25 protein-coding genes and 1 riboswitch are annotated in these 25,926 nt (G+C 43.5%); of the genes, 11 read left to right on the forward strand and 14 right to left on the reverse strand.

The features are described 5' to 3' along the window. Window positions 1–73: 73 nt before the first annotated feature. The 6 genes from AB4274_RS18975 to AB4274_RS19000 all read right to left on the reverse strand — a co-directional run bounded on the left by AB4274_RS18975 (window position 74) and on the right by AB4274_RS19000 (window position 5,636). The gene (locus tag AB4274_RS18975) at window positions 74–256 is read right to left on the reverse strand and encodes a hypothetical protein (protein WP_004730424.1); all 183 of its coding nucleotides are present in this window, start codon (window positions 254–256) and stop codon (window positions 74–76) included. 282 nt (window positions 257–538) lie between these two features. Continuing rightward, window positions 539–766, reverse strand: a complete 228-nt coding sequence (locus AB4274_RS18980; RefSeq protein ID WP_004730426.1) for a PAS factor family protein — start codon at window positions 764–766, stop codon at window positions 539–541. 265 nt (window positions 767–1,031) lie between these two features. Further along, window positions 1,032–3,188: a cytochrome c gene (locus tag AB4274_RS18985; RefSeq protein WP_102393760.1), complete on the reverse strand. Its 2,157-nt coding sequence runs from the start codon at window positions 3,186–3,188 to the stop codon at window positions 1,032–1,034. After that, window positions 3,185–3,799: a cbb3-type cytochrome c oxidase subunit II gene (locus tag AB4274_RS18990; protein WP_017064719.1), complete on the reverse strand. Its 615-nt coding sequence runs from the start codon at window positions 3,797–3,799 to the stop codon at window positions 3,185–3,187. The genes AB4274_RS18985 and AB4274_RS18990 overlap by 4 nt, the downstream gene beginning before the upstream one ends. After that, on the reverse strand, window positions 3,800–5,224 hold the full coding sequence (gene ccoN, locus AB4274_RS18995; RefSeq protein ID WP_372112929.1) for a cytochrome-c oxidase, cbb3-type subunit I: 1,425 nt from the start codon (window positions 5,222–5,224) through the stop codon (window positions 3,800–3,802). A gap of 37 nt (window positions 5,225–5,261) precedes the next feature. Then, window positions 5,262–5,636, reverse strand: coding sequence for a cytochrome c (locus tag AB4274_RS19000; RefSeq protein ID WP_029235248.1), 375 nt, complete (start codon window positions 5,634–5,636; stop codon window positions 5,262–5,264). Window positions 5,637–6,098: 462 nt separating this feature from the next. Here AB4274_RS19000 and AB4274_RS19005 point away from each other — a divergent pair, with 462 nt between their 5' ends. Both AB4274_RS19005 and AB4274_RS19010 read left to right on the forward strand, forming a co-directional pair. Beyond that, window positions 6,099–6,554 (forward strand): hypothetical protein, encoded by a 456-nt coding sequence (locus tag AB4274_RS19005; RefSeq protein WP_372112930.1) that lies wholly within the window; start codon window positions 6,099–6,101, stop codon window positions 6,552–6,554. Between the two features lie 9 nt (window positions 6,555–6,563). Then, entirely contained in the window at window positions 6,564–7,589 is a 1,026-nt protein-coding gene (locus tag AB4274_RS19010) for a GGDEF domain-containing protein (RefSeq protein ID WP_017069848.1), read from the forward strand. 249 nt (window positions 7,590–7,838) lie between these two features. On the opposite strand, the gene AB4274_RS19015 is transcribed toward AB4274_RS19010, so the two are convergent. Further along, window positions 7,839–10,271, reverse strand: a complete 2,433-nt coding sequence (locus tag AB4274_RS19015) for a putative bifunctional diguanylate cyclase/phosphodiesterase (RefSeq protein WP_372112932.1) — start codon at window positions 10,269–10,271, stop codon at window positions 7,839–7,841. Between the two features lie 3 nt (window positions 10,272–10,274). Further along, the gene (locus AB4274_RS19020; RefSeq protein WP_017060025.1) at window positions 10,275–11,306 is read right to left on the reverse strand and encodes a PotD/PotF family extracellular solute-binding protein; all 1,032 of its coding nucleotides are present in this window, start codon (window positions 11,304–11,306) and stop codon (window positions 10,275–10,277) included. A 575-nt stretch (window positions 11,307–11,881) separates the two neighbouring features. On the opposite strand from AB4274_RS19020, the gene AB4274_RS19025 reads away from it, so the two are divergent. From AB4274_RS19025 to AB4274_RS19050, 6 genes are all read left to right on the forward strand, one after another. After that, window positions 11,882–12,682 carry a PhzF family phenazine biosynthesis protein gene (locus tag AB4274_RS19025; RefSeq protein ID WP_065584627.1) on the forward strand — a complete coding sequence of 267 codons (801 nt, stop codon included), beginning with the start codon at window positions 11,882–11,884 and terminating at the stop codon, window positions 12,680–12,682. Window positions 12,683–12,805: 123 nt separating this feature from the next. After that, window positions 12,806–13,309, forward strand: a complete 504-nt coding sequence (locus AB4274_RS19030; RefSeq protein ID WP_017071337.1) for a YgjV family protein — start codon at window positions 12,806–12,808, stop codon at window positions 13,307–13,309. 61 nt (window positions 13,310–13,370) lie between these two features. Continuing rightward, a complete protein-coding gene (locus tag AB4274_RS19035; RefSeq protein WP_017060022.1) occupies window positions 13,371–13,685 on the forward strand; it encodes a cupin domain-containing protein in 315 nt (104 codons plus the stop codon). Window positions 13,686–13,783: 98 nt separating this feature from the next. Next, window positions 13,784–14,266, forward strand: a complete 483-nt coding sequence (locus tag AB4274_RS19040; protein WP_372104163.1) for a GNAT family N-acetyltransferase — start codon at window positions 13,784–13,786, stop codon at window positions 14,264–14,266. 165 nt (window positions 14,267–14,431) lie between these two features. Beyond that, a complete protein-coding gene (locus AB4274_RS19045) occupies window positions 14,432–14,689 on the forward strand; it encodes a hypothetical protein (RefSeq protein ID WP_017060020.1) in 258 nt (85 codons plus the stop codon). Window positions 14,690–14,820: 131 nt separating this feature from the next. Further along, window positions 14,821–15,117, forward strand: coding sequence for a hypothetical protein (locus AB4274_RS19050; protein ID WP_017064710.1), 297 nt, complete (start codon window positions 14,821–14,823; stop codon window positions 15,115–15,117). 127 nt (window positions 15,118–15,244) lie between these two features. Here AB4274_RS19050 and AB4274_RS19055 read toward each other — a convergent pair whose 3' ends face one another. After that, on the reverse strand, window positions 15,245–15,742 hold the full coding sequence (locus tag AB4274_RS19055; protein WP_017064709.1) for a fasciclin domain-containing protein: 498 nt from the start codon (window positions 15,740–15,742) through the stop codon (window positions 15,245–15,247). Window positions 15,743–15,946: 204 nt separating this feature from the next. Between AB4274_RS19055 and AB4274_RS19060 the strand changes: the two genes are divergently transcribed. From AB4274_RS19060 to AB4274_RS19070, 3 genes are all read left to right on the forward strand, one after another. After that, entirely contained in the window at window positions 15,947–16,930 is a 984-nt protein-coding gene (locus AB4274_RS19060; RefSeq protein WP_372104166.1) for a DUF2860 family protein, read from the forward strand. Between the two features lie 166 nt (window positions 16,931–17,096). Then, complete coding sequence (locus tag AB4274_RS19065) at window positions 17,097–17,591, forward strand: GNAT family N-acetyltransferase (RefSeq protein ID WP_372104169.1); 495 nt, start codon at window positions 17,097–17,099, stop codon at window positions 17,589–17,591. Window positions 17,592–17,666: 75 nt separating this feature from the next. Further along, a riboswitch (purine riboswitch) is annotated at window positions 17,667–17,766 on the forward strand. 90 nt (window positions 17,767–17,856) lie between these two features. After that, complete coding sequence (locus AB4274_RS19070; protein WP_372104172.1) at window positions 17,857–18,879, forward strand: adenosine deaminase; 1,023 nt, start codon at window positions 17,857–17,859, stop codon at window positions 18,877–18,879. Window positions 18,880–19,058: 179 nt separating this feature from the next. Here AB4274_RS19070 and AB4274_RS19075 read toward each other — a convergent pair whose 3' ends face one another. The 5 genes from AB4274_RS19075 to AB4274_RS19095 all read right to left on the reverse strand — a co-directional run bounded on the left by AB4274_RS19075 (window position 19,059) and on the right by AB4274_RS19095 (window position 25,674). Further along, a complete protein-coding gene (locus tag AB4274_RS19075; RefSeq protein WP_017060014.1) occupies window positions 19,059–19,724 on the reverse strand; it encodes a DUF2057 family protein in 666 nt (221 codons plus the stop codon). Between the two features lie 106 nt (window positions 19,725–19,830). After that, a complete protein-coding gene (locus AB4274_RS19080; protein ID WP_372112934.1) occupies window positions 19,831–20,256 on the reverse strand; it encodes a hypothetical protein in 426 nt (141 codons plus the stop codon). 13 nt (window positions 20,257–20,269) lie between these two features. Then, a complete protein-coding gene (locus AB4274_RS19085; RefSeq protein ID WP_372112936.1) occupies window positions 20,270–22,657 on the reverse strand; it encodes an ATP-binding protein in 2,388 nt (795 codons plus the stop codon). Continuing rightward, on the reverse strand, window positions 22,650–23,744 hold the full coding sequence (locus AB4274_RS19090; protein WP_372112937.1) for a cytochrome-c peroxidase: 1,095 nt from the start codon (window positions 23,742–23,744) through the stop codon (window positions 22,650–22,652). Before AB4274_RS19090 ends, AB4274_RS19085 begins: the two co-directional genes overlap by 8 nt. Window positions 23,745–24,111: 367 nt before the next feature. Beyond that, on the reverse strand, window positions 24,112–25,674 hold the full coding sequence (locus AB4274_RS19095; RefSeq protein ID WP_017064704.1) for an arylsulfatase: 1,563 nt from the start codon (window positions 25,672–25,674) through the stop codon (window positions 24,112–24,114). Window positions 25,675–25,926: the final 252 nt, after the last annotated feature.

Here is a 25,926-nt window from a genome sequence, read left to right on the forward strand (position 1 = left end):
CACCCATGCAGCGTTTTTTTATGTCATCGAACTATTCGATTTAAGGAACTAGGAGGGGTAGCCCTTGAAGCCATTAAGGTTGGATGACGATATCTTGATTTTCAGTGGTCGATAAGCTGGCGCGGTTCTGTTCGATAAGCTGAGCCGCATAAGAGGGAGTTACAGCTTGAATTTCGCCTTTTGAACGAATCGTTAATGCTTCCCACGCATGATCACGGTATTTGCCTGTTTGTGTATATTCAATAAGTACTCTCATGATTCTTCCATCCGATGTGTGGTTAACGTGCTACTAACATTAGCGCCATTATTGTGGTTACACACCTGTTAAAAATGGAACATAAGATTAACCAAATGAGAATGCGTGTAACTTGAAAAACAGACCCAACTGCACTTATCTTCTTAACCGCGTTTATCGCAACTAACCGTATTTATCGCAACTAACAGCATTTATCGTAACCAACCTTACTTATCGTAAATAGCGTCCATAAAAAAACGCTGCACAATGGCAGCGTTAAAGTTGAGATAGGTTGAAGATTGCTTAGCTGTTTTCTAAGCCAACAATCTTGCGTGCAGACATCACTGCACTATCCAAATCGGTCAATCTACCAGCACTTGCTGGACCAAGAACTGATGAATACAAAGCCAACTGCTTCTCAAATGATAAATCTAATTGGTTATATAGATTTTGGCGGATTTGAGCGTGTTGCTGAGGCTTTGCGCTCGACAGGCCTTCCAACGTATCGTAGATGAGTGTAGTTGTATCCATAACTGTCCTTAGTACATCTTTAGAAAATTTTGCATATTATGCACTTGGTATCATCTTTGTTCTGCGAGATTGATCGCATTATGTGCAGCTCTGCTTAATTGTGTAATCAGTTAGTTACAATTGTGTTGTACGGCAAAGTGTCGGAACTCGGGTTTGGGCAAAAGAAAAGGAGACACAGTGGTCTCCTTTTGGCTTGTTAGCAAAGATAAAAGTTACGTGCTGTTCGCTGTTTATTGAGCCAATCGGCTACGCACAGCTACAGCGCCTATCGTATGTTAATGTTCTTATCTCGATTTTCGTACATTTCAGGTGTGGTGTGTAATCCACCTGCATAGCCTGCTGCTTCAAGTGTTTCTCTTACCTCTCGAACATGCTCAGCCGTGACCGGTTCATTTCTGTCGCCAAGGTTTAAACGCACAAACGTGATTAACTCAGCTAAGCGTTGATCCGACAGTACATCCTCAAAACTTGCCATTGGCATGAAATTTCTGTCTTTGTCGAGATAGGTGGGTTGCAAGCCGCGCACCGTTACCGCAATGGTATTGAATGGGTCGCTGTGCATGATAATACCGTTGTTCAACAGAGTAGGGGCGATTGGATCGCGACCTTTACCATCGTCACCATGACAGGCCCCACAGGTTTGACGATACGTGGTGTAGATTTCACTGGCATACGCAGCTTCATCAAACCCTTTAGGCTGTAACTGAACGGCATCACTGGCAATGGTGTTGTTGATGTCCCCACTGAGTAGGTAATAGGACATCGACTCAATATCTTCACGCGTCATCAAGCTTAGGCTGTTTTTCACTACATCAGCCATACCCGCAAAAGCGGTGCCTTTGTCTGAATGTCCTGTGTGTAAAAAGTCTGTGAGTGTTGCTTCATCCCAACCATCGATATAGAGCTCATTGGCTGTAATATCAGGCGCGTTCCAACCGTCGATCAAGTTACCTTGGAAAATACGTTCTGGTATCAGTGCTTGGGCAATATTTCGAGGTGTATGGCACTCCGAACAGTGACCAAGTCCTGCGACCCAATATTTGCCTTGTTGCCACTTATCGACATTCTCAATTTCTCCTTTGAGTTCCTCTGGCACTTCATAATCAATAGGGTCGGTATCCATGAATACGATGTTCCAGCCAAGCAAACCTAAGCGAATATTGGATGGAAACATCATGCTGTTGTCATCATTGCGTCGCGGCACGGCGGTGATTGACTGCATGTATTCCCATAAATCCACCATGTCTTGGTCGGTGAGGTATTGATAGGAGGTGTAAGGCATTGCAGGGTACAGGTAACCATTCTTGCCTTTACCTGCGACTAACGCCGCTCGGAAATCATCGAAGTCATAAGTCCCAATACCTTCGGTAGTGTGTGGCGTTATGTTGGTTGAATACACGGTGCCGAAGGGGGTGACAAAGGGTAGGCCGCCAGCAAAGGGTTCGCCACCTTCTGCACTATGACAAGCCACACAGTCACCGGCATAAGCGAGATATTCTCCGCGCTCAACAGATGATGCTTTCAAGCTCGCGAGCCGTTGTTGCTCTACGTCACCAGCGTGTCGGATATAAGCCCCAAGCGCGAGTATCTCGTTCTCACTGAGCTGCTCATCAAACGCAGGCATTAGGTTGTTCAAACCGTAATTGATGGTGTGCTGAATCTCTTCAATACTCCCTCCGTGAAGCCAGATATCATCGGAAAGATCAGGTACGCCAATCGCTGGGTTAGCGACAGCACCATCGGCATGACAAGACGAACAGTATTGGACGAACAAGGTTTTACCGAGCTCGACTTTAATCTCCGGCACATCGGTATGACGTTGGTTGAGGGAGGCTAGATAGTAGGAGACTTTTGCCACCTCGTCTGGGCGCATGATTTCACTCCAACCCGGCATCGCTCCATTTCGCCCTTTGGCAATCGAATGGATCACAGCTTCATCACTGCCGCCGTATAACCATTCTTGGTCGATAAGATTAGGGAAGTGTTTCTGACCTTGTGCATTATCTCGGTGACAAGCGGCACAGTGAGTTTGGAATAGAATCCTACCGCTGTTCACGATCTCTGGGACAGCAGCTAATCCCTCTAACGTGGTTTCGCTGGTTTGTGCAAATTGCTCATTGAGAGTGGTGGATGGTGAACTGAGCTTATCGTCGCTTTGTTCCCAATCGACTAAGCCTTCCCATTCTCCAAGCCCGGGGTAGAGCACCAAATAACCCGCAGACAAAAGAAATGCCACTGCATAACTGATAAATAACAGCTTAGGTGGAGGCGCATCTTTCTCTTCAATACCATCAAAGGTGCCAATGGTGTGGTCGTGATCGGCCTTGTGATTGCTACGCCAGTATTTAACGACAACAGACACCATCAGAACAAAGAATATTAAGGTTAAGAGTACCGCCCATAGATTCCAGAATGTGCTCATTGTGATACCTCCTGTGACGTATCTTTACCCAGGCTTTGTAAATAGCGAATCAGAGCTTCACCTTTGGTTTTGCCTCTTACTTGCAAACGGGCATCACCAATTTCTTGATCGGTATAAGGCACACCTAAGGTACGTAACACTTCCATTTTGGCGCTAATATCATCGCCAGTCAGAGTCTGCTCAAATAGCCACGGGTAAGAGGGCATGATCGAGGTCGGTACGACTTTTCGAGGGTCAATTAAGTGAATAGCATGCCATTGGTCAGAATACTTTCTACCTAAGTTAGTGAGGTCAGGACCAGTACGTTTAGAGCCCCACAAGTTAGGAAACTCATAGATATCGTCTGCTTCTTGGTTCGGGCGACCATTACGCTTCACTTCTGGCTCTAGAGGGCGAACCATTTGTGTGTGACAAACATGGCAGCCTTCACTGATGTATATGTCTCGGCCTGCTAACTCAATCGGTGTGAGAGGCATCGCTAAGCTGCCTTTGGCAATATCATCGCCACGGACAATGCTTGGCACTACCCAGACCAATAAAGAGAAGGAGGCCACGACAACAGTGGTCAAAATTAAAATGACGATTGAATGTGTAAAGTCTTTACTCATCATTTAAGCTCCTTCATTAACAGTGTGTTTAGCATCATTTGTTACGGTCATACGAACCGTTTTGTACAAGTTGAAAGCCATTAAGAACAATCCAAGTACAAACAGCGCGCCACCAAAGAAACGCATGAATAGCCAAGGTGCTTTAAAGTCCATAGCTTCTACAAAACTGTAAATCAGTTCGCCATTTTCATTTTGAGCGAGCCACATATATCCCTCGCCGATGCCTGCGATCCAAAGTGCTATTGCATAGATGGCGACGCCAGCATGAGCAAGCCAAAAGTGCCATTTAATCAGTCGCCGTGACCATAGATCGGTTTGGCCCCATAAGCGTGGAATGAAGTAGTAAAAAACCGCTATCCCTGACATCCCAACCCATCCGAGAGCCGCGGAATGTACGTGCCCGATGATCCATTCGGTGTTGTGTGCCACCATGTTGAACCAGCGAATAGCGAGTAGGGGACCTTCGAATGTTGCCAAGCAGTAGTAAAGAATCGCTGAGAAAAAGAATAAAAGAATGTAGTCGGACTTCAGCTTTTCTTTATTTTGTAGGAGGGTCATTGCGCTATTGAACGCGCCTGCCCAAGAAGGGAGCCACAGGATCAAAGACATAACGATGCCGATGTTCTGAATCCAGATGGGAACAGAAGAATAAACCAAATGGTGCGTTCCGGCCCACGTGTAAAAGCCGACCAAGCCCCAGAAATGGATCACAGACAAACGGTACGAGTAGATAGGTCGATCCGCCGCTTTGGGTATGAAATAGTAGTTCATACCAATCACACCAGCGGTCAGCAAGAAACCGACGGCATTATGTCCCCACCACCATTGAACAATCGCATCTTGAGCGCCTGCAAACACAGAGTAGGACTTCATCGCCAACACAGGCATCGCGAGGTTGTTCACGATGAAAATCATTGCAACGACGATAATGAATGCAGCAAAGAACCAGTTAGCCACAAAGATATGGCTGACCTTTCGTTTAGCAAGGGTGCCAAAGAACAACACCGCGTACAGCACCCAAACCAACACAATCATCAAGTCGATTGGCCATTCAAGCTCCGCATACTCTTTTGAGGTAGTGTGGCCTGCGGGTAAGGAAATGACCGCAAGTAACAGGATGAATTGCCAGCCCCAAAATACCATCCATGAAAGGCTTTTGTTGAACAAGTCACAATGGCCTGTTCGCTGGGCAATGTACAAAGACGTCCCCATCAAGATATTCACGACGAAGCCGTAAATTACTCCAGAGGTATGTAGCGGACGCAGTCGACCAAATTGGAAATACTGAGAATCAAAGTTTAAGATTGGCCAATATAATTGCGCGGCGAGAATCACGCCGATGATCATACCTACAATCGCCCACACTAAGGATGCAATGATGAAGTACTTCACGACCTTAATGCTGTATTGCGTTGTCACTTGTTCCATAACAAGGCTCCTTGCCTAGAGGTTTTGAATCGCTGACTTAATTTGAATCGCTGAGCGAGCCTGCTTCGTTGCCGAGCACAGAATAGAAATAGGAAATGTCACGGATGTCTTGGTCTGAGAGCGTGTCGGCTTGTTGTTGCATGAGAATCGCTAAGCCACTGGTTCTTTCTCGAGTCTGGTAATCTTTCAATGAAGAGATGAGATAACCCACTTTTTGACCGCGAAGGTTCGGGTAGGGATCTTGTGTTGAGATGCCATCAGCGCCATGACAGGTCATACACACTTTAGCTTTTTGTTTACCTAATTCGAATTGTTCTTGATTAACTTCAGCAGAAACAGGAAACATGACCAGCGTCATTACTAGGGTAGAAAGTGTCGCCATGGGGTTAAATTTTTTTATATTCAAACTCATTCTCGATTCCCTTGATTATGAAATGAGTAAGCTTTCTAAGATCAATACACGAGATCAACTGGTGAAGTAGAAACGACTGGAACTCGTTATTAAGTCTCTTAAAGCTGCTTACATTCGATTAAAGGTTATGCAGCAACCAGCATTTTCGCTACTGACTTACTCATATTTATTGTTAATTTTGTTGTTTCATACGTATTCATAGGGCTTATTGGTTTACTTACGCAGAGTAAAATACGAGTTTTTGTTACTAGACGGTTGAGAAGGAATACGTCAAGCGGGTAGGGAGTGCTGAACGAGAGCGGTGATGGAAGAGACAGAGAAACGGCGAAGTTATTGAAAAACAGCGAGGTGTAGGGGCATTAGGGATAAAGCGATACCAATCAATCTGAGTGGTATCGGTACAAGTTAAATGGTCAATTTATACTAGACTCAAATTAGTGACCTTTTTAAATGGAGTTTAGAATGAGAACTGTATTCTTGTTGATGCTTTGGCTTTGCTCGTTTTCGATTTTTGCAGCCTCAGAGTTAACGGTTTTCGACCACTCCGGGCAAAAGCATGGTTTTAGTAGAGAGCAACTCCTGTCACTTCCTCAAAAAGAAATTACTACCACCTTGCCTTGGGTCGAGGGTCTGACCGTTTATAGTGGTGTGACGTTACAAACGGTGCTTGAAAATATGGATCTACCGATATCATCACAAGTCACTTTCGTAGCATTGAATGACTATAAAATTGCGGTGCCCAAAGAAGATTTTGATACCTATGACCCCATCATTGCGATTAAAAAGAATGGGGAGTTTATGTCTGTGAGAGAGAAAGGCCCGTTTTGGTTGATTTACCCAATCTCTGCGAACCCTGAAACCAATACCCCTGATTTCCATGCCAAGATGATTTGGCAGATTCGTGATATTCACCTGTAGAGGCTAATTATGAAGAAGCTGTTGTCTATGGCCGCAATCAAAGTCGTTGTTTTGTCTTTGGCCGTGGTTGTTCTATCCGTCAATATCTACAGTGTCACTCGAATTAATGACATCAACAAGAGCTTTTCTAACCGCCAAAATGAGGCCACTTGGTTTGTTTTTCAACTCGTCAAAGAGTATGCAAACTTCTTGATGGTTAGCCATGCAAAGACGATTGATTATGATGAACTTTGGTTGGCATATGACATTACTTGGAGTCGTTTTGATATTCTGATCAACAGCACTGAATCGTCCAATTTTATTCGCTCAGCAAACTTTAAACCGTACTTTACCGCAGAGTTTGAAAAGTTTAAGTCGTTAGAATCCTCAATTAAGTTGGTGAATCAAGGCGCTTTGCCTAAGGAATCACTGCAGAAGAAAATTGATATTTGTTACAACACGCTGGTCGAATTTATTAACGAAAAGTTTCGACTTCAAAGCCCGGTTATTGAAGAAAACACCACAATGGTCGACAAGTTGGTGATGATGCATCAGATAAGCAGCGTATTTCTGGTGTTGCTACTGCTTGTGACAGGAGCGATTTTTTACGTCGACTTTGCAATCAAACGAAAACTTCATTCTACCGACTTCATTACTGGCTTTCGCAATCGAGTCTCGCTCATGCAGTTTGTTAAGAACAGCTATCCAACAAACGGTAATTTCGACCTTTACTTTGTAAGAATCAGAAACCTTAGTGAGATAAACCAAAAGTATGGACTTGAATATGGAGACTTGGTGGTGAGTTCAGCTGCTAAGTCCCTGACGGCAAAGGTACCGGAAAGTACTATCTCGTTTCGTAGTAGTGGCAGTCAGTTTCTATTCTTCATTCCTGAGCAATTGTACACAAGTGATGAGATACAGGAAAAATTCAATGACGTGCTTAAGGATTATATCTCTGCGGGGAATTTAGAATTGATGATTGACGCTGTAGTCAGGCATAAGAAGAACATCAGCTCTAAAGATATGATGGAGCTACTAACGACGATGCAGAGTTAATCCCCGCATCAGCGATAAGTTAGATCATTAGGTTTTGTTGACTGTACGCTCACCATTCTCCCTCTTCACTATCATGGCTTTTGCCATTCTTTATTTGCCTCCTCATTCAATGTGCAGCCAATAGAGAGCTCCTGCTCTGATGAAGATAGTTCTACTACTAGTTATAGCTATAGTGGCTTTCCGCGCTTGAATAGGAAGAGAGGCTTTGAGGTTTAGGTTTAGGTTTAGGTTTAAGGTTTAGGTTTAAGGTTACTGCTTTTGAGTGAGTGCAACGATTCGCTCGTTAGATCTCGAACTGCTAACAGACTGCGGGTTTAAAATTGCTTGCGGGTTATGGTTTCGAACAAACTCGATGAATTCCAGATAAGTGAGTGGCTGACTGAAGAAGTAGCCTTGTATTAGGTTACAGTTGGCTTTTCTGAGGTAATGATACTGTTCTATCGACTCAACACCTTCTCCGACGACTAGCGTGTCACAAGAGTGGCCTAAGTTAACCATAGATTCGACCATCTTGCGGTCGGCCTTGTCGTCTACCATGTTATCGATAAAGCTCTTATCAATTTTGAGCTCATCCACAGGGTAGTGGAGAAGTTGGTTAAACGCTGTGTAGCCCGTACCAAAATCGTCAAGGGAGACCTTTAAACCCAAGCTTCTGAGGCTCTCGATAGTCTGCACCGTAAGCTTGGTACTTTTCACGTAACTGGTCTCGGTAATCTCTATAATAATGTTGCCAGGTGGCACTTGATAACGTTCGAGTACTTTACGGATGTTGTCGGCAAAATTACGGTTGTAGAGCTCCATCGCCGAGATATTAATTGACAGAGTGCCCTTGTATTTATGAAGTTCTGAAAGCTCTTTATAGCTTTTGATCGCGGTGCCAATGACCCACATGTCGAGCCTGGCAATAAGGTTACTCTTTTCTGCAACTGGGATAAATTCTTCTGGTCCCGCATCGATATCGAATAAGGCTGGGCAACGAATCAGGCACTCCGCGCCATCTATCTGAAGTGTCTTGGCGTTAAAAATAGGCATAAAGCGAAGTTCAAAGTTGTCACTTTCGCAGCACTCTAAGAGTCTTTTCTCTACAACGTCATGGCGTTCCAAGGTATGTAACAACTCTTCGCCATAAACAATACGACTTTCGCCATCACTATGAGACTTCGCATTAGCTAACATTTCATCGATGCATCGGTGCCAAATCTCATCGAACTTTGGCGTGTCGAGCGGTAAAACACCTGTTGCGAGTGATAATCGAAACCCATAGTAGTCAAGGAAGGTGGTGCCGGTCAGCGTATTGTTGATGTTCTCAATTTCTTCGTTTATCACTTGGTTCTTACCCATCTCCAAGATCGCGATAAACTGATTCCCTCCCAGTCTGGCTAAAGAGTAATCACTGCAACTAAAGCCCAAAGAGGCTTGTTGGTTTTGTAGTGTCTCTTTCAGTGCTTTAGCTAAGCTTATCAGTACATTATCACCAACTTTTGCCCCGTAGAGATCGTTAATTTTACGAAAATCGATGATGTCCCAACAAACCACATAGCAGTGTGGGCTCATCGAGCTTTTTAGTCGTACATCAAGGTGTCTGATGAAAGAGCGTCGGTTAGCTAGCTTGGTGAGTTGGTCGAATTCGGCTTCGAACTTCAACTCTGTTAATGAGTCTATGTACGCGTTCTTTAAACCATCAATTTCACTTTGCCCTGATGAGCGTTTGAAGTATCTAAGTTTGAGCCCGCCGATCGATATCTCTTTAAGTAAGTCTTTAAGCGGGCGCACAAGTTGGTAACGCACCACTAAATGCACGATCAACATGATCGTAAAGAGAGTGCCAAAGCCACCTAACAAGGTTTGTTTAGTGATGATGGCTTTCTCATGGTTGAACTTTTGTTCTCGAATATTTACTTGCGCGATGAGATTTCGGCTGGTCATCTGCACATTGATATTATCTTGGGTTTGCTCAATTGATTTGATAACGAATTGGGTATTTCCGATGTTGGCAGCGTCAGAGGATGGCTCGATTAAGAACTGAATATTGTCATCGTCATTGTATTTGATTAATAAGCTAGAGAGTTGTATCAGAGGTCCGTCAGCAATCAAGATGTAGCGATTTAAACTGTTACTTGCACGTTTGTCTTGAGGAAGGAGGTAAGGGTCAATTGCTGCAACATACGAGTATCTGAGCTCTCCACTGATCGAGACATAAGAGAAGCCTTCGTAGGAGAGTTCCTTCTTGCTGATTAACGAGGTGTATATATCGAAGACTCTTTCGTAAATCTTGTCAGGGATCTTTAGCCCCTCGAAAGGATCGGCTCTGAGAGTCGAAAGCGTTAATTTGAACTTAGGGTCCACGATATAAACATTGCGTTGCCCAAATTGATTGACGTGATTCTGGCTTAATACTCGGAGTACTCGTTTTTCCAATAGCGATAGAGTCGTGTAGTCGCCAGGATTTTGAATGTAGCGGAGGAACTGCAACGAAGAACCGATATCTTTAACTAGTAAGGACAAGCCGAGCTGCTCGTATTCCGCCGCGACTAAAGCGGTGTTCACATCAGATTGCACCTTGTCCAAATACATGTGCTTAGCATGATTTGATGCGAAGTTGTACATCACGATTCCTGCTATCAGGAGCACAAATGTCAGCGTTGGTAAAAGTACAAAATAGAGCTTCTTCAATACTGGCATGAGTTATCTCAAACTGTCGACAATACGATTGCGAATTTGAATGCTACTCGGTTCTAACGGCTGATAAAGGTAGCTGCGATCTAATACTTCTTTATTCGGGAAAAGCTCGGGATCGTTTTGATACTCCTGAGAAGTGAGTGCTTTTGCTTTTGAACTTGGCGTTGCAAACCATGAATCCATTGCGTTTTGAGCGGCGATTTCGGGTTGCGATAAGAAGGAGAGAATCGTGGTTGCCTGTGGAGATCGCTCTCCGTTGTTAATTGCAGCCATACACTCTAACCATAAGGTTGTTCCTTCTAGAGGCACTGTGTAGGCCCAAGATGCCTCAGGTTCGGCATCATTAAGCACATAGCTGTCACCTGAGTATCCGTAGGCGAGGTCGATGTTGGCTAAGTGTTCGGGATGACGAATATAATCGACAACGTATTCATTACTTTCAAGGTGAGGCTTCTGTGCTTGTAGCGTTTTGTAAGCGACTCGAAGTTCTTGTTCGTTGTTGGTAAACGGCTCAAATTGATTCATCAGAAGCGCAGCACTCACCAAATCCGTAGGCTCATAATACATGCTGATTCGGCCGCTGGTTTTGGTTTCAGGGTCTAGAAGAGCGCCCCAAGACTTGGGAGTCTCAACTTTTCCGCTTCGGTATAAGATGCCGGATGTCCCCCAAGCGTAGGGGATTCCATATTCGCCACACCCATCCACCCATCTTGAGTCAAAGTTGCTTGAAAGGGATTGCTGCAAGTCGCTCAGGTTGTGGAATAAGTTCTGTTTAGCCAGCGCTTTCAGTTTCATACTTTCAATGACAACCAATTCAAACGCACCTCGTCGTTCACTCAATAGCACTTCATCACGAATGGACTCGTCAGAAAAATATTGCTGCTTTAGTGAGATGCCGTAGGTATCACTCAACTGGGTAACGACGCTGTCAGATAAAAATTCATCCCAATTGTAGAGATAAATATCATGCTGCTGGCCAAATACAGGGCTAGCCAAAAAGGATGTTGACGCAAGTATTGATACGCAAAACGCTTTCACTGACGGATTCCCTTTCGTACGTGATAACTAAATCGTAGCCCAAAATTTGCGATATGATTCAAATTTAGGCACTTAATTTAACTTCAACTTCATGCATTTCATGCAAATAGCAACTTGCTACTCCTACTTGATACCGAACCTTTATCGTGTGAGGCAAGGATGACTCCGTCGTATCGTATTCAACACAAGTACGTATTCCAGTTTATTGTCCGTGAATGGATTATTTAAATTAATATTCATCATAATATCCATTCTTACAAGTTATTATGCAAATATTAAGCATTAAATAATGATGCGGTGATTACCTTTTTCGGGTTTTCGCTCGTATTAATCGTCGTTATTCCTTTGTTTTGCCATCGCGATTTACTCTTATGTTCAATGTTCTTTTATCCCTAAAAACACTTCTATAACGTTTTGTTTATCATTTGTTTCGTTTCTCAATAAGTATCGATAAAGTTGTTGCTAAAGACTTGTAGCACAAGGTGATTGTGCTTATTGTGGGCAGCAATATCTAGGTTATGTCCCAACGAGCCATGATTGCCGGTTTGGGAAATGTTGTGCATTTAGGAGCCATTGTGGATTTAGAGATATATCAAGTAGATTCGTTTACAACTCAAGCGTTTAAAGGGAACCCTGCCGGGGTCTGTATCTCCAAAGAGCCGTTGGATGAGTCGTTAATGTTTTCAATCGCTGAAGAGATGGCGGTATCTGAAACGGCTTTTCTCGCGCTTAACACTATGACGCTTAAATGGTTCACTCCCGAAGTCGAAGTGAAGCTGTGTGGACATGGCACACTGGCAACGGTTCATGTGATGAAAGAACAAGGACTGCTTGAGACAGGTGATAAGGTCGTGTTTAACACCTTATCTGGGGAATTATCTGCCGCCGTTTGTGAATCGTCTATCGAGCTTGATTTTCCTAGTACACAGCTATCATTGCGTTCTGAACCCAACCTCACGCTGCTTGAACACCTAGGTTTAGATCCGCATCAAGTAGTTTCATTCAGAGAATTTGACTCTAAGCAGTTAATCGAAGTTTCCAACGAACAAGTGTTATTGGAGCTTTCACCAAACTTTGATGCGTTAAAAGGTATTCAAGGGCGAGGTGTAGTGGTGACAGCATTGGCAGCAAATACGGAACTTGATTTTGTTTCTCGCTACTTTGCACCTTGGGTTGGGGTTAATGAAGATCCTGTGACTGGCTCGGCACATTGCGCATTGACGCAACACTGGGCAGAAAAGCTCAACAAAAGCAGTTTCAGTGCTTATCAGGCGTCTCGTCGTGGTGGCTATATGTCGACTGAATTATTGGCTAATGGGCGAATAAAGTTAATCGGCTCTGCGACCACTGTGATTAGTGGTGTGTTGAAGCTTTAGATTTTTATAGAAGCTTTAGAGCGCTGTTTGCTCTGTTTTGTTGTAACCGCCTAGTATGTTTTATTCGATTATTCACCGTGAAAGAAGCGGCTAGGGCGGAATGTTATTATTGAAGGAATCACCGTGTCTGCCTTTTATCTTTCCCAAGTATTAGTCGCGATAGCCATTTGTTTTGATCTTCTGTCATTCCAATTCAAGGAAAGGAAGAAAATCGTCACTTGTCTGTTCTTTGCTGGCGTTCTTATTTCGAGTCACTTTATCCTTCTTGAACAATGGACAGCGGCGAGCTTAATGACGATTGCCACGATTCGCTATTTGACGAGCGTATTTTCTACCTCGTCTAAGTTTAAATATTTGTTTTCTTCGATGTCGGTGGTCGCAACCGCAGTGACTTACTCAGGGCTGACCAGCATATTGAGTTGCTTTGCCTCCGTATTTCAGACCTTTGCTGCCTTCAATAAAGATGACCGTCGATTAAGAGAATTGATGATCATCGGAACCAGCTTTTGGTTGGTTCACAATTATTTAGTTGGTTCGCCAACAGCGGTTGTTATGGAGGCGCTGTTTATCTGCAGTAACTTGGTGGGCTATTACCGTTTTTACTTCAGAAAGAGTGCCACTGCTTAGGTTTACAACTGAAGCTAAGGCCCAAATTATTAATCAATTCAATACTAGCTAGGAGAGCTTGATGCCAAACATTTACAATGATGTTCCTTCATCAATACCCAATGAAATATTCAATGACCTGATTGCCAACGACAGTGTTCGAATTGAAAGAATATTGTCGCATGGACACAGCTCCCCGGAAGAGGGTTGGTATGATCAAGATGAGAATGAATGGGTGATGGTGATAGAAGGTCAAGGCGTCATCGAGTTTGAAGATGGACGCGTTGTTACCTTGTCTAAAGGGGATTACACCAATATTGCTGCGAGAGAAAAGCACAAGGTTATTGGCACAGATAAAGATACGGTGACGATCTGGCTCGCTGTGTTTTATCGTTGATATCTTGCTCTAAAGCTGAGGCTGTTAGGTTATAAAGCTTGCTGATTCAGCTGTTTATTTGCACCTCAGAAAGGACTTAAGATAAAAAGGAGTATGTTGTGGTTAGAATTCGAAACTATCAAGCGAGTGATGACAAAGCACTGTGGGAGATCTTCTTTCATACCGTACGTAACGTGAATGTTCGAGATTATTCTCAACAGCAAGTCGAAGCTTGGGCACCCAGTAGCTTTGACTTTGCGTTATGGCAAAAGCGTATGAATGGGTTACAACCCTTTGTGGCTGAGCTCGATGGCTGCGTTGTTGGCTATACTGACCTGCAACCCAACGGCTTGATTGATCACTTTTTCTGTCACCACGAATATCAAGGGAAGGGTGTCGGGAAAGCGTTGATGGAACATGTTTTCACTGTGGGTCGAGTTCGTGGTATATCGAGATATTTCTCTGAAGTAAGTATTACCGCAAGGCCTTTTTATGAGCACCTTGGCTTTAAGGTAGTAAATGAACAGGAAGTCGAAATGCGTGGCGTAAAGCTGACCAATTACGTGATGGAAAAGATAGTTGAAGATGGACAAGGCAGCTGAATAGGCGGACTCGTGTTCTTAGGGATACAGAAACCGAGTTTGAAATATTAAAAAACCTTTTTAAGGATAACTTTTCCTGATCTATTGATATTGTCGATGAGTTCAAATTGTGTGCAAGATAATTTGTCTAATCTAAACATTGAATGAATACAAGGAGTGTTGTTCATGAGTCATGTGAGTAGATCTAAACTATATACATTGGTGTCGATGTTGTCCTTCGCTGTTGGCGTTCTTGCCTTAGATGCTGGGGTGTCGGGGCTATTTCCTCTCTTTGTTGTCGTCATCTCATTCTTTTCATTTGTCATCAACTCGTTTCTTTGTTTGTTCGGAGGTAAACGCGAAGATGGCTTTGATGCCTATCAAAAAGCAAATCAGACTCGGTCGCGAGCACTGGTCAAAGGCTTAGAAGACTCGAACAAATAAACCTATGCCTTCAGACGAACGGTAATCTCATTTTTGACACAGTTTTCACCTGCTTTTTGTTCTCTTATTCAAGAAAAATCATCTCTTTAGAGATAATATTCACTTCAACTAATATCAGTGAAGGAAGTAAAGTGGGTATTGAAGCTTTAGCGTTTGTGATGGACGCATTAATCACCGCATGTTGTATGTACATCGCCTCTAAAATGTCTTTCGTGGTCGCAGATTTTAAATCCCTTCTTACTATTGCTGTTATCGTTGCTCTGGTGTCATTGATTCCAACAGTAGGTTGGGTGTTAGGGTTGATTCTGTTTGTGTTCCTACTCGGGAAAGCGACGCACTCTAGTATTGGTGACTGCATCTGGGTAGTGGTCTTCACGAAGGTGGTATCGATGGCGGCCTTTCTGATATTCGGGCGCTTGTTTATGTAATCCGGGTTCTTGCTTATATAAAGGCAGGTTCGGCTAGTTTGATACCGATCTTAACTTGGTATTTAAACGTCAAAAGGGTGTGAGCCTGTCACACCCTCTAAGAACCTTTGATTTGTGTTCATCTTTATTATTTAGGCAGTAATACAGCATCAATCACATGGATGACACCATTGCTTGCTTCAACATCTGCCATCACGACCTGCGCTTTGTTGACCATCACGTTGCCGTGATCAATTCCTACCATTACCGCTTCGCCTTGCACTGTTACGGCACTATCAAGTTTCATCACTTCAGACGCCATTATTTTCCCTGGCACCACATGATAGGTCAGTACTGCAATCAGCTTGTCTTTGTTTTCTGGCTTCAACAGCATATCAACCGTTCCTTCTGGTAGCGCAGCGAACGCTTCATCCGTTGGCGCAAACACTGTGAAGGGACCGTCACCTTTCAATGTTTCAACTAAGCCTGCCGCTTTTACCGCTGCTACCAAGGTGTTGAAAGAGCCGTTTTCAGCCGCCACGTCAACGATATCTTTCTTCATTCCGTGGTGATCAGCGTGAGCAAAAGCCGTAAAAAGAAGCGTCGCAACTAGCACTGACATGGTTTTGATTAATTTATTAAACATATTGTCTTCCTTTGAGTTTTGTCCGTTATTTTCGAGAGGTATTACGAAAGCCCAATCGTGATAGATCAATTTGTTGTGTCTTTGAGTGAATGGTTAGCGATATCGACAGCGTCAAGCGAATAAACTTATATTGTTAAATGCTTGTTATAATTCCATTTTGATGATTATAGTTATTTGGTGATTATTCAAGTAATGGATGTGAATATGAGGTTTGTTTTACCAGTAGTCTTTTCTGCATTGGCTTCAATGCCTGCATACAGCGGCCTTGCTCCAAGTGAAGGCTTCAGCGGTAACTTCAGTGTATTGGCCGGTTTCTACTCTGACAGTAGTAATTTGAGTACTGAACAAGATTCGAATCAAGCCACCAACACCCAGGAAGGGGAGAGTGAAAACCAAGGGCTACTCGGCTTTTTGGGTACTGTTCAATATACTTTTGGCGAATCGCTGACTCACCAAGTGTATGCGGGTACGACACGAGAGGATATTGCAACAGGTACCATCGCGTTTGAGATCGGTTATAGATACCAACTTTCTGGTGGCACTATATTAGACTTTTCTGTTCTTCCTACGCTTATCTCGGGTAAGGCTTGGACGGATCCGTATGCTGTTGGCGTTAATCGAAATGAAACGGATGTCAAAGGTAATGTAGGACGACTGCAGCTCACTAATATCGGTGGAACTGGTTTTCGAACGGATCTCGCATTTGGGCAATCAGATGTTGATGAAGAGCTATCTGGTAGCCAAGGCTTATCTCCGGAAGATACTGTGCTGCTGGATAGGGAAAGAACCTATGTGTACGCCAAAGCAGGATACCGCTTTATCTTACCAAACCACGCAGGTCTATTTGTTCCTTCAATGGTGTATTTCCACTCAGACGCAGAAGGAGGAGCACTCAGCTTCGATAGTTATGGTATTGAATTAAACTACGCGAAGAGAATCGGTCGTCATGGTTTTGTTGTCACCCTAGATGCAAGTGATCGTGAATATGATGAGTCGAATCCAATTTACGGGCAAGTACGTGAAGAGAATGAATTCGGTGCATTCTTAGCTTATGAGTTTAGTGGTTTGATGGGCTATAAAGATTGGGCGTTCATTACTTTACTGGGTTTAAGAAGCATAGATTCTAATATCGATTTCTATAACTCCGAGCAAGTATTAGCGAGTGTGGGTGTGGATTATAAATTCTGATATTCACACTATTTTAAAAATACTCATCAAAGCAGAAGTTTAAGTTCAGTCTTACTATTTGTTTAATTATTTCGGGCACTTACACCTTTAAAGGTTGTAGGTTCCCGTTGCTATCCGTAATATGAAAATTAGCTTATGGATAGAAATAATAGGATAAGGAAGCGCTTTGGAAATACAAATTAGACATTTAGAAGCAACGGATAGCCAAGATATTTTCGATATTTATCGCCGCCCTTCAGTTTCAGAAAACACCTCACAAAAGCCTTATCTTAGTTCTGAACAAGTGGAGCGACTGTTTGGTCATTCAGACCATTTCACTCTGGTTGCGGAAGTCTCCGGCAAAGTAGTGGGTCACATTACTTTATTCATGACCACCAAGGTAAGAGACAGGCACTGCGCTGGTCTTGGTATTGCTATTTACCCGGATATGCATGGTAAAGGGGTCGGTAAGGCGTTAATGCAAGAAGCGATCAATCAGGCGGATAACTGGCTTAATCTCGTGCGTCTTGAGTTAGAGGTTCATGCCGATAACCACGCCGCTATTGCTTTGTATGAACGTGTAGGCTTTCAGTTAGAAGGCACAAAAAGACTCAGTACGTTCAAAGCGGGTAAGTACATCGATATGTTGCTTATGTCGAGAATACGACCAGATTACCGTTGAGATCGAACCAAACAGGTTCCTGCTTTAGAAATCGGTTAATGAGCAATTGATTAGTGAAATTCCCATTAAACTCTGTATAGTAGCAACCGTTTGCTTCGTATAACCCCAATGATATGGTTTGGGGGTCTCTACCAGCTCCCGCAAAGTGCTGATTACGAAGGGTTTAGATCACAATTGTGTTCTTACTCTTTGTAATGGCGTTCAAGAAAACCTCCTGTCTATTATTCAGAGTAAGTGCACACCTAAAATCCATAGTAGGTGAAATATGAACGCATTTATTCAAGGGCTCCCAAAAGTAGAGTTGCATTTACACATTGAAGGTTCGCTCGAACCTGAGTTACTTTTCCAGCTTGCTCAACGCAATGGCATTGAGCTGCCTTATTCATCCCCAGAGCAACTAAGACGCGCATACGAATTTGATGATTTACAGTCATTTCTGGATATCTATTATCAAGGTGCTGATGCACTGCGCACAGAACAGGATTTCTACGACTTAACATGGGCTTATCTAGAACGCTGTAAAGCCGACAATGTTATCCATACTGAGATTTTCTTTGATCCTCAGACACATACCGATCGTGGCATTGCATTCGACACCGCTATTAACGGCATTCATCGTGCGCTTGAACAGGGTCATAAAGAGTTGGGCATTACCTCTCAAATCATCGCATGTTTTCTGCGCCATTTATCTGAAGAGAGCGCCCTTCAAACGTTCGCAGAGGTATTGAAGCATCAAGATAAGATCGTCGGGGTTGGACTGGACTCTTCTGAATTAGGACACCCACCAGAGAAGTTCAAGCGTGTATTCCAACAAGCAAAACAAGCGGGCTTCTTGACGGTGGCGCATGCAGGAGAAGAAGGGCCGGCTCAAAACATTGTCGATGCGATTGAAATGCTCAGCGTGAGTCGAGTGGATCATGGTGTCCAGTGCATGACAGACGAAGCTCTAATCGAAGAGCTGATTGAAACCAAAATGCCACTGACGGTGTGCCCACTGTCGAATATTAAATTGCGTGTATTCGATGTGATGGAAGACCACAACATTGTCGAACTGCTCAGAAAGGGTGTGGCTGTAACGATTAACTCGGATGACCCTGCTTATTTTGGTGGTTACATGTCGGATAACTTTAATGCGGTGAGCAAAGCTCATGAGATGACGCATCAGGAGTTAGCGCTGTTTAGTTTGAATGCGATAGACGCGAGCTTTATTGAAGCGCCATTGAAGCAGCAATATCGAGAGCTTGTTCAAGGTTACTTAGCTAAAGCTGATTTTGACCAGAATTTCTAGCCGCTGTGCCCATTTACTAGCAGCTGAGTATAAAGCGCTAGGATGGCCAACTAAAGTGGATGGTAAAGTGTTATCGACTGAGTCTGCTTAATCTCTATAAGCCTAAATCATCTAGATGAAGACAAAAAAGAAGCTGGCAGTTTGCCAGCTTCTTTCATTTTTAAATTAAGCTCATTGAGCTACTTGTTCACGTAGTCTTTGAATTTCTGCTTGGTTTCAGCATCCGCTTTTTCGTACCAGAAATAGAGCATCTCTTCAGCTGTATTTGCTGCATTTCCGTCAATCTTTGCTGGAAGCGTTACCGGTTGTGCGACAGCAGCTGCTACGCCCGCGCTAGCACCTACTGTAAGTGCAGCGATGCCGCCTTTCTGGTTGTACTCCTTCGCTTCTTGTGGGTACTTACGACCAATCTGCATGCCATCTTTGATAAGTTTGTCTTGCTTAACACTGATTGCATTTTGGTTTTTATCAACCAGTTTCCAATCTAAGTTTTGAAGGCCTTTTTTCGCTTCGTTGGTGTTACGGAACTTAGGCATGTCAAACGTCAATGCTGTGTCTGTCGCATCAAAAGTAGCAATAATGGTATCGCTATCGACAAACTCTCGGTCGTTACCTTGGCTGAAAGCCAGTTGATATTTGAAAACGATTTGGTTTACGCCATCTGGAACGGTGATCGTTTTGCTCGAAGAGAAGAAACCACCGTCAAGATCGGGTTTAGCTTCATTTACAGCTAAGACTTCGACTAAAGCATCTGCGCTAGAAGGAACTTCAATTGTTACGTCAGCTAACACTTGTGGTGCTGCGATAATTGTCGAAAGCAGCGCAATGGATTGTAATGTTTTCATAGTCATACAGTTATTTAGGTGAGTAGTTCTACACTCGCATGCATAAAGAAGTATTTCAAGTTGCCTTGTCTCGATTTGGAAAAATTCACCGAAACTTAACCAAAGCCTAGTTTTTGAACGTGTCGATTGTATGGTTTCTGTGCGAGTGAGGGCGTGATCTTGAACTTTCCTCTGTCACGTCATCATCGACGTCCAGTGAGGCTTGAGGAGAAGGTAAAGAGATATAAATAGGAATAATTGCCGCCACCCAAATGGTATAGATGGTAATGACTCGGTTGAAGGCGACAAACCAGGTTTCGCTGCCGCTACCAGATAAGTAGTAACCCAATAAGGTAAGTAAGGTGCAGCCAATAGCCCACATCACGGCTGATAGTGGATCTTTCGTTGTGGCTGCGAGCAAGATTATCGTTATGTAGGGCACGGCCATGGCAATGCCCAAAGGAACATGACAGTCGACCACAAAAATGATTGTGGCACCGAGTGCTAAGAATAAATGTGGGCCAGTGCTAGGTAAATTTACATTCCCTATCATATGACACCTTCTTTTACCCCGTTTTTCGTTGCTGATGGAGTTTGTGTATTAATCGTGTTGCTTGATGGCTGTTGACTATCAAGCGATTGATGAGTTGCTGAAGTAATTCAGCCTCGGGCATGATGTGCTTCTCCGTTACCTTCTCAGCTTCGGTTGCGAGCTCGAATACTTCACTCATTTCATACCTTGATGCAATCGCTTTAACCGCCTTTAATGTTCTGGATAGATCATCTTGCTTGGCATCCGAAAATAGCTCTATCAACTCATCGATTTCGTTTTCTAGCTCATCAACGAGAGAAGTTAAGCATTTGAGCTTTTCGTCTGATTTAAGCTCATCGTTAGCTAACAATTGGCTACGCGACAGTTCTTCCTCTGTGAGTGGCAATTTGTTCTTAGGGTGACGCGTTAACATCGTGATGTTACTTTTTTCCTTGTTTGGAAGATTGTGTGTGTTAACGGAGTGATGGCGGTTGACCTCAAACTGTTGGTGAAACTCGTTGATGGCGTTTTGTAAGCTGTTTTTCTGTAACGGTTTGGTGAGTACAAAGTCTGCGCCTGATTCGATGAATTCATCGTGGGCCTCTTTGAATACATCGGCGGTACATGCAAAAACAACCGTAGTCAGCTTGAGTTCGCCACGGATTTTTTGAATCGCTTCAATACCGCTCATGTTGGGCATATGGTTGTCCATTATGATCAGGTCATATTGGTTTGACGCCAACTTATCTAAGGCCTGTAAACCGTCGTAGGCATTCTCAACCGTTAAGTTTATCGACTCACAGAACTTCCTAATCACCATTGCGTTGATCTTGTTATCTTCGACTAACAATACTGAGAAGTCATCGAGAGTCTCATTGGTTTTGGTTGGCGTTTGGTCGATGACTTGTTCTTCAAGCTCATGCATTTCTAACGGCAAAGAGATCTTAAATTGAGTGCCCAAACCAAGCTGGCTGGAAACCTTAATTGTTCCGCCCATCAGTTCGACTAACTGCTGAACAATGGAAAGCCCTAACCCTGTGCCACCAAACTTACGGGTTGTTGAAAGCTCAGCTTGTTCAAAGGCGGTAAATATATCGTCGATCTTGTCTTCTGCTATACCAATACCCGTATCCGTCACTAAAATATTCACGCTTGGTGGAGTAGTAGGGGCTATCAAGAATTCTACTTCGACCTTTCCTGACTCAGTAAATTTGACTGCATTGCCTGCTAAGTTAAATAAGATCTGACGTGTACGTGCAGAGTCACCAATCAACTGAATATTGGTAGGAATGTTATCTTTAATGATAAAAGCGAGGCCTTTGTCTTCTGCAAGATGTGTCAATGTTTTATCAAGGTGTGTCACGACGTCGGTGACAGAGAACGGGCTGTATTCCAACTCCATCTTGCCTTGCTCCACCTTAGAAAAATCAAGAATGTCATTCAATATGGTGACGAGATGCTGACCAGAGTCAATGATGATTTGGGCGTGTTTACGAGTATTCTCGCTGTGTGAATCCTCCTTGATTATCTGAGCGATGCCTAATACGCCATTCATTGGGGTGCGTAACTCGTGGCTCATGGTAGCGAGAAAGAGAGATTTTGCTTCGCTGGCTTTTTCTGCTTTGTCTGCGGCTTCTTGATAGGAGAGGTTGTTTCTTTTGAGTTCGAAGACTCGAAAAATAAACATGGTGAATGAGAACGCTAAAGTCAGCAACGCCAAAACGATAATAAGCTTAACGATGATACTTTTAAGTTGGTCTTGCAGATCGGTAAACTCATGCTCAATATGTTCAATATACTCCATGCTGTGTGCTGAAAGTACTTGAGATAACAGCTGACTTTGTTGTTGGTTGAGTTCGGTAAACGTTTTATAAAGGTTCGCCAGCTCGGAGTTAACACCTGAATGGTTAATTTCGATTCCCCCAACCAACACACTCGCAAGAAGCGCGCTTTGAATGTCGATATTTGCGTTGTTTATCTCAGCATCAGTTGAGTTGCTCTCTGTGAGTTGTAGAGTCAAAGATTGCAAAATAAACTGACGAGCCACACTAAGTCCTACTAGGTTGTCTAGCGTATCTAAGTTCGACATTGAAGCATCGTAAAAGCGATCCAATAATTGCGCTGTCGGTAAGTGTTTAAAGAACGTAGAGTGAATATTCTCGCTTTGATAACTTTCTCTGAGTAGTTGCAACTCTCTTTCTAAAGCAACCAAATCTGCAGACATTTGATAAGGGTTGGAAATACCCGCAAGCGCTGCATTGGTGATATGATCACGCATTTCTAATACTTCATGGCCTAACTGCCGAATAGGCACTCCATATTCGGTGACCTTTTCATGCTCGGAGTAGGTCAGCATAATAAAGCTAATTAAGCCGATGAAAAGCGATACAAACAGTAGAAATATGAGTCTGATCTTATTCATTTTCAAACTCCATTAACATTTGAGGACGGTTACCGGTTAGGGATTCGAGGAAGACTTTAATATCGTTTATGGTCTGTTTTTCAAACGTTTTACCGAGTTGGCTTTCACCCATTATTTTGATCGCTTCTTCGAGTGTGGCTGTTTGCCCGTCATGAAAATAGGGTGCAGTGATCGCCACGTTTCTTAAGCTCGCAACACGAAATAAATCTTTATCTTGTGGTTTAGCGGTAAACATAAAACGACCTTGGTCTTCACTTCGCTCGGCTCCTGTTTTCGATAACCCAAAGTAACCAAATCGCATCACCATGCCTCCACCAATGTTGGTACCTTGGTGGCAACGAATACAGCCTTCTTCTTGAAAAGTTTCCCAACCTCGTTTGGCGGTTTCAGACAGTGCTGCGTTGTCACCTTGTAAATACAGGTCGAAAGGGGCATTGGGTGTGGTCAAACCCTGCATAAATTCAATAAGAGCAGCCTTAATTGAAGCTTCGTCAATGGGCGTTGATTGTTCTTGGAATAAGTCGATGTAAGTTTTCGATTGAGACACATAATCCGTAATATGTTGCCAGTTTGAATCCATTTCATCGACGTTGTGCACTGGGCCATCAATTTGATCGCCGAGATTATTCACCCGACCATCCCAGAAGAACCGATAGTTAAAGACTGCGTTAAAAACGGTGAGTGAATTTCTCATCCCTGCGCCGTTTACGCCAATCGAAACTGGAATCACCTCTGCGCCGTTGGTTTGCAGGCTATGACAACTTTCACAGCTCACACTGCGGTTAGAAGAAAGGTTCGGGTCTTTAAATAGCACCCAACCAATTTTGGCCAGTTCATGATTTATCTCGGGAGAGTTTGGAATCGGGGATATGGGTTGGCTTGAAGCGACGGTTTTATGTGCGTGCTTTTCTTCGGAATGTGCGGAGTGCCCTGAAGAGTGAGAGTCATCATGATCGCTTTCATGGGCGTGATCTTCTTGGTGTTCGAACGAGGTGTGCATTTTTGAAGAGGCCGCGTCATAAACTAGCATAGCGACTGAAACGACAATGACAGTGATGCTTATTCCTGCTAAATATGGCGTTTTCATAACATTAGTCCATCTAGTTTTGACAATTATGGCAATTCAGAATCCTTCTGATATCACCTTCATTTCACTTTCCAATGATAGGTGTTATTTATAAACCTAGTTGCGCATACTTGATGTTGCAAGACAAGTGGTAAGAAATTAAATCGCTTAGGTAGTTGTCTAGCGGGGATTGATCGGGAGATCTTAGTCAGAATTGAATGAAGCTCTTTCAATTGAATTTAAGCCGAATGGCGTTAAACGAAAAAAGCCGTGGTAACTCAAGTGAGTTATCACGGCTTTCGTACTAGATTATGTATTTACTATCAATCTTAGTGCAATACACATCTATACAGTTTGAACAATCTAGACCGCCTATCTAAGCCTAAGCTTATTTAGCTTGCGCTGCTGCCGCTTCTAATTGCTTAAGTTTACCTTGAAGCATGTATGCATTCTGGTTGAAGTTACCAGGGTTCAGTACTTGGCTATTCTGCATAGGGTAATCTGGTAGCGTCGTCATAAACTCTTGAACCTGATTTCCTACTGGAACGAATAACCACATGTTGTCTGCCATCCAGCGTAGGTACATACCAGACTCGTGCGGTGCTTTCTCGAATGGGTCAGCACGTAGGTGAACAACTTGAGGCCAGTTTGGTTGGAAACGAACTGCATCCACAATGTTACCATCCATCACAGCAAACGAAATCTTGAAGTCATTCCAACGTACTGCGTTTAGCTCAGCGTTAGCAGAGAAGTAAAGCATGCTGTCACGAGGGCCTTTCTCTTCTTTACCTTGGAAGTAAGGCAGGAAGTTGTAACCATCTAGGTGTACGCGCCAGTTTTTACCGTTGTAAGTTGCACCTTTGTCAGATGCTAGCTTCTCAACCACTTTATCATCACCAGCGGCTGCTAGTAGAGTAGGAATCCAGTCTTGGTGGCCCATGATATCGTTGATTTTAGTTCCAGGTTTGATAGTCCCAGGCCAGCGAACTAGCTGAGGCACACGCATACCACCTTCGTAAGTTGTACCTTTCTCACCGTGGAAGTAAGTTGCGCCGCCATCAGGCCAAGAAACCGTTTCAGCACCGTTATCGGTAGAGTAAATTACGATAGTGTTGTCAGCGATTTTTAGTTCATCCAGCTTGTCTAGAAGCACACCAACATGGTCATCATGCTCTAACATACCATCAGCATAAATACTGATACCTGATTTACCTTGGTATTTCTCTTGTAGGCGAGTCCACACGTGCATACGAGTGGTGTTGTGCCAGATGAAGAATGGTTTGTCAGCTTTTACCGCTTTTTCCATGAATGCTAGAGATTCTTCTAGGAACTCTTCATCCGCATGCTCCATACGCTTACGCGTCATTGGGCCAGTATCTTCAATCTTACCGTCAGCAGTAGACTTGATTACACCACGAGGGCCGTAGTTCTTACGGAACTCTGGGTCTTTAGGGTAGTAATATGTTTCTGGCTCTTCTTCGGCGTTTAGGTGGTACAGGTTACCGAAGAACTGGTCAAAACCGTGGTTCGTTGGAAGGTGTTTGTCTTGGTCACCCATGTGGTTCTTACCGAACTGAGCTGTCATGTAGCCTTGTTCTTTAAGAAGGTCTGCGATCGTTGGAGCCCAATCAGGGATACCGTGGTCCGAACCTGGCATGCCGATAGTCAATAGACCAGTACGGAAAGGTTCTTGACCTGTTAGGAATGCAGCACGACCAGCAGTACACGATTGTTGACCGTAGTGGTCAGTAAATAGTGCGCCTTCGTTAGCAATACGGTCGATGTTAGGTGTTTCGTAACCCATCATACCGTTGTTGTATGCACTGATGTTGAATACACCAATGTCATCACCCCAGATAGCAAGAATGTTTGGTTTTTCTGCTGCTGTTGCCGCTGAAGAAGCTGCTAATAAGCCAACACCTAATGCTAGTTTATTAATTTTAGTACCCATAAGGACTCCGATTCACTTTTAAGATTAATGCGTTAGAACAACGCATCGATGAGCAAATGTTATTCTCAAAATTCCGTTACGTCCTTTTATAGTGCTTATAACCAATCGTTATGATGCTTAGGTAACCTATTGATTAATATCAGCTCCAGTGGGTACGTAGAATAAAGCCTTAGTTTGTATGTGTGATCCTTATCATGTTTGTTGGCGTAAACCTTATCGATGATTTCTGTATCCGTATCTCAATAAAAATGA

It is taken from the genome of Vibrio sp. 10N.261.55.A10, assembly GCF_041470825.1.
GTDB classification, from domain to species: Bacteria; Pseudomonadota; Gammaproteobacteria; order Enterobacterales; family Vibrionaceae; genus Vibrio; species Vibrio crassostreae_C.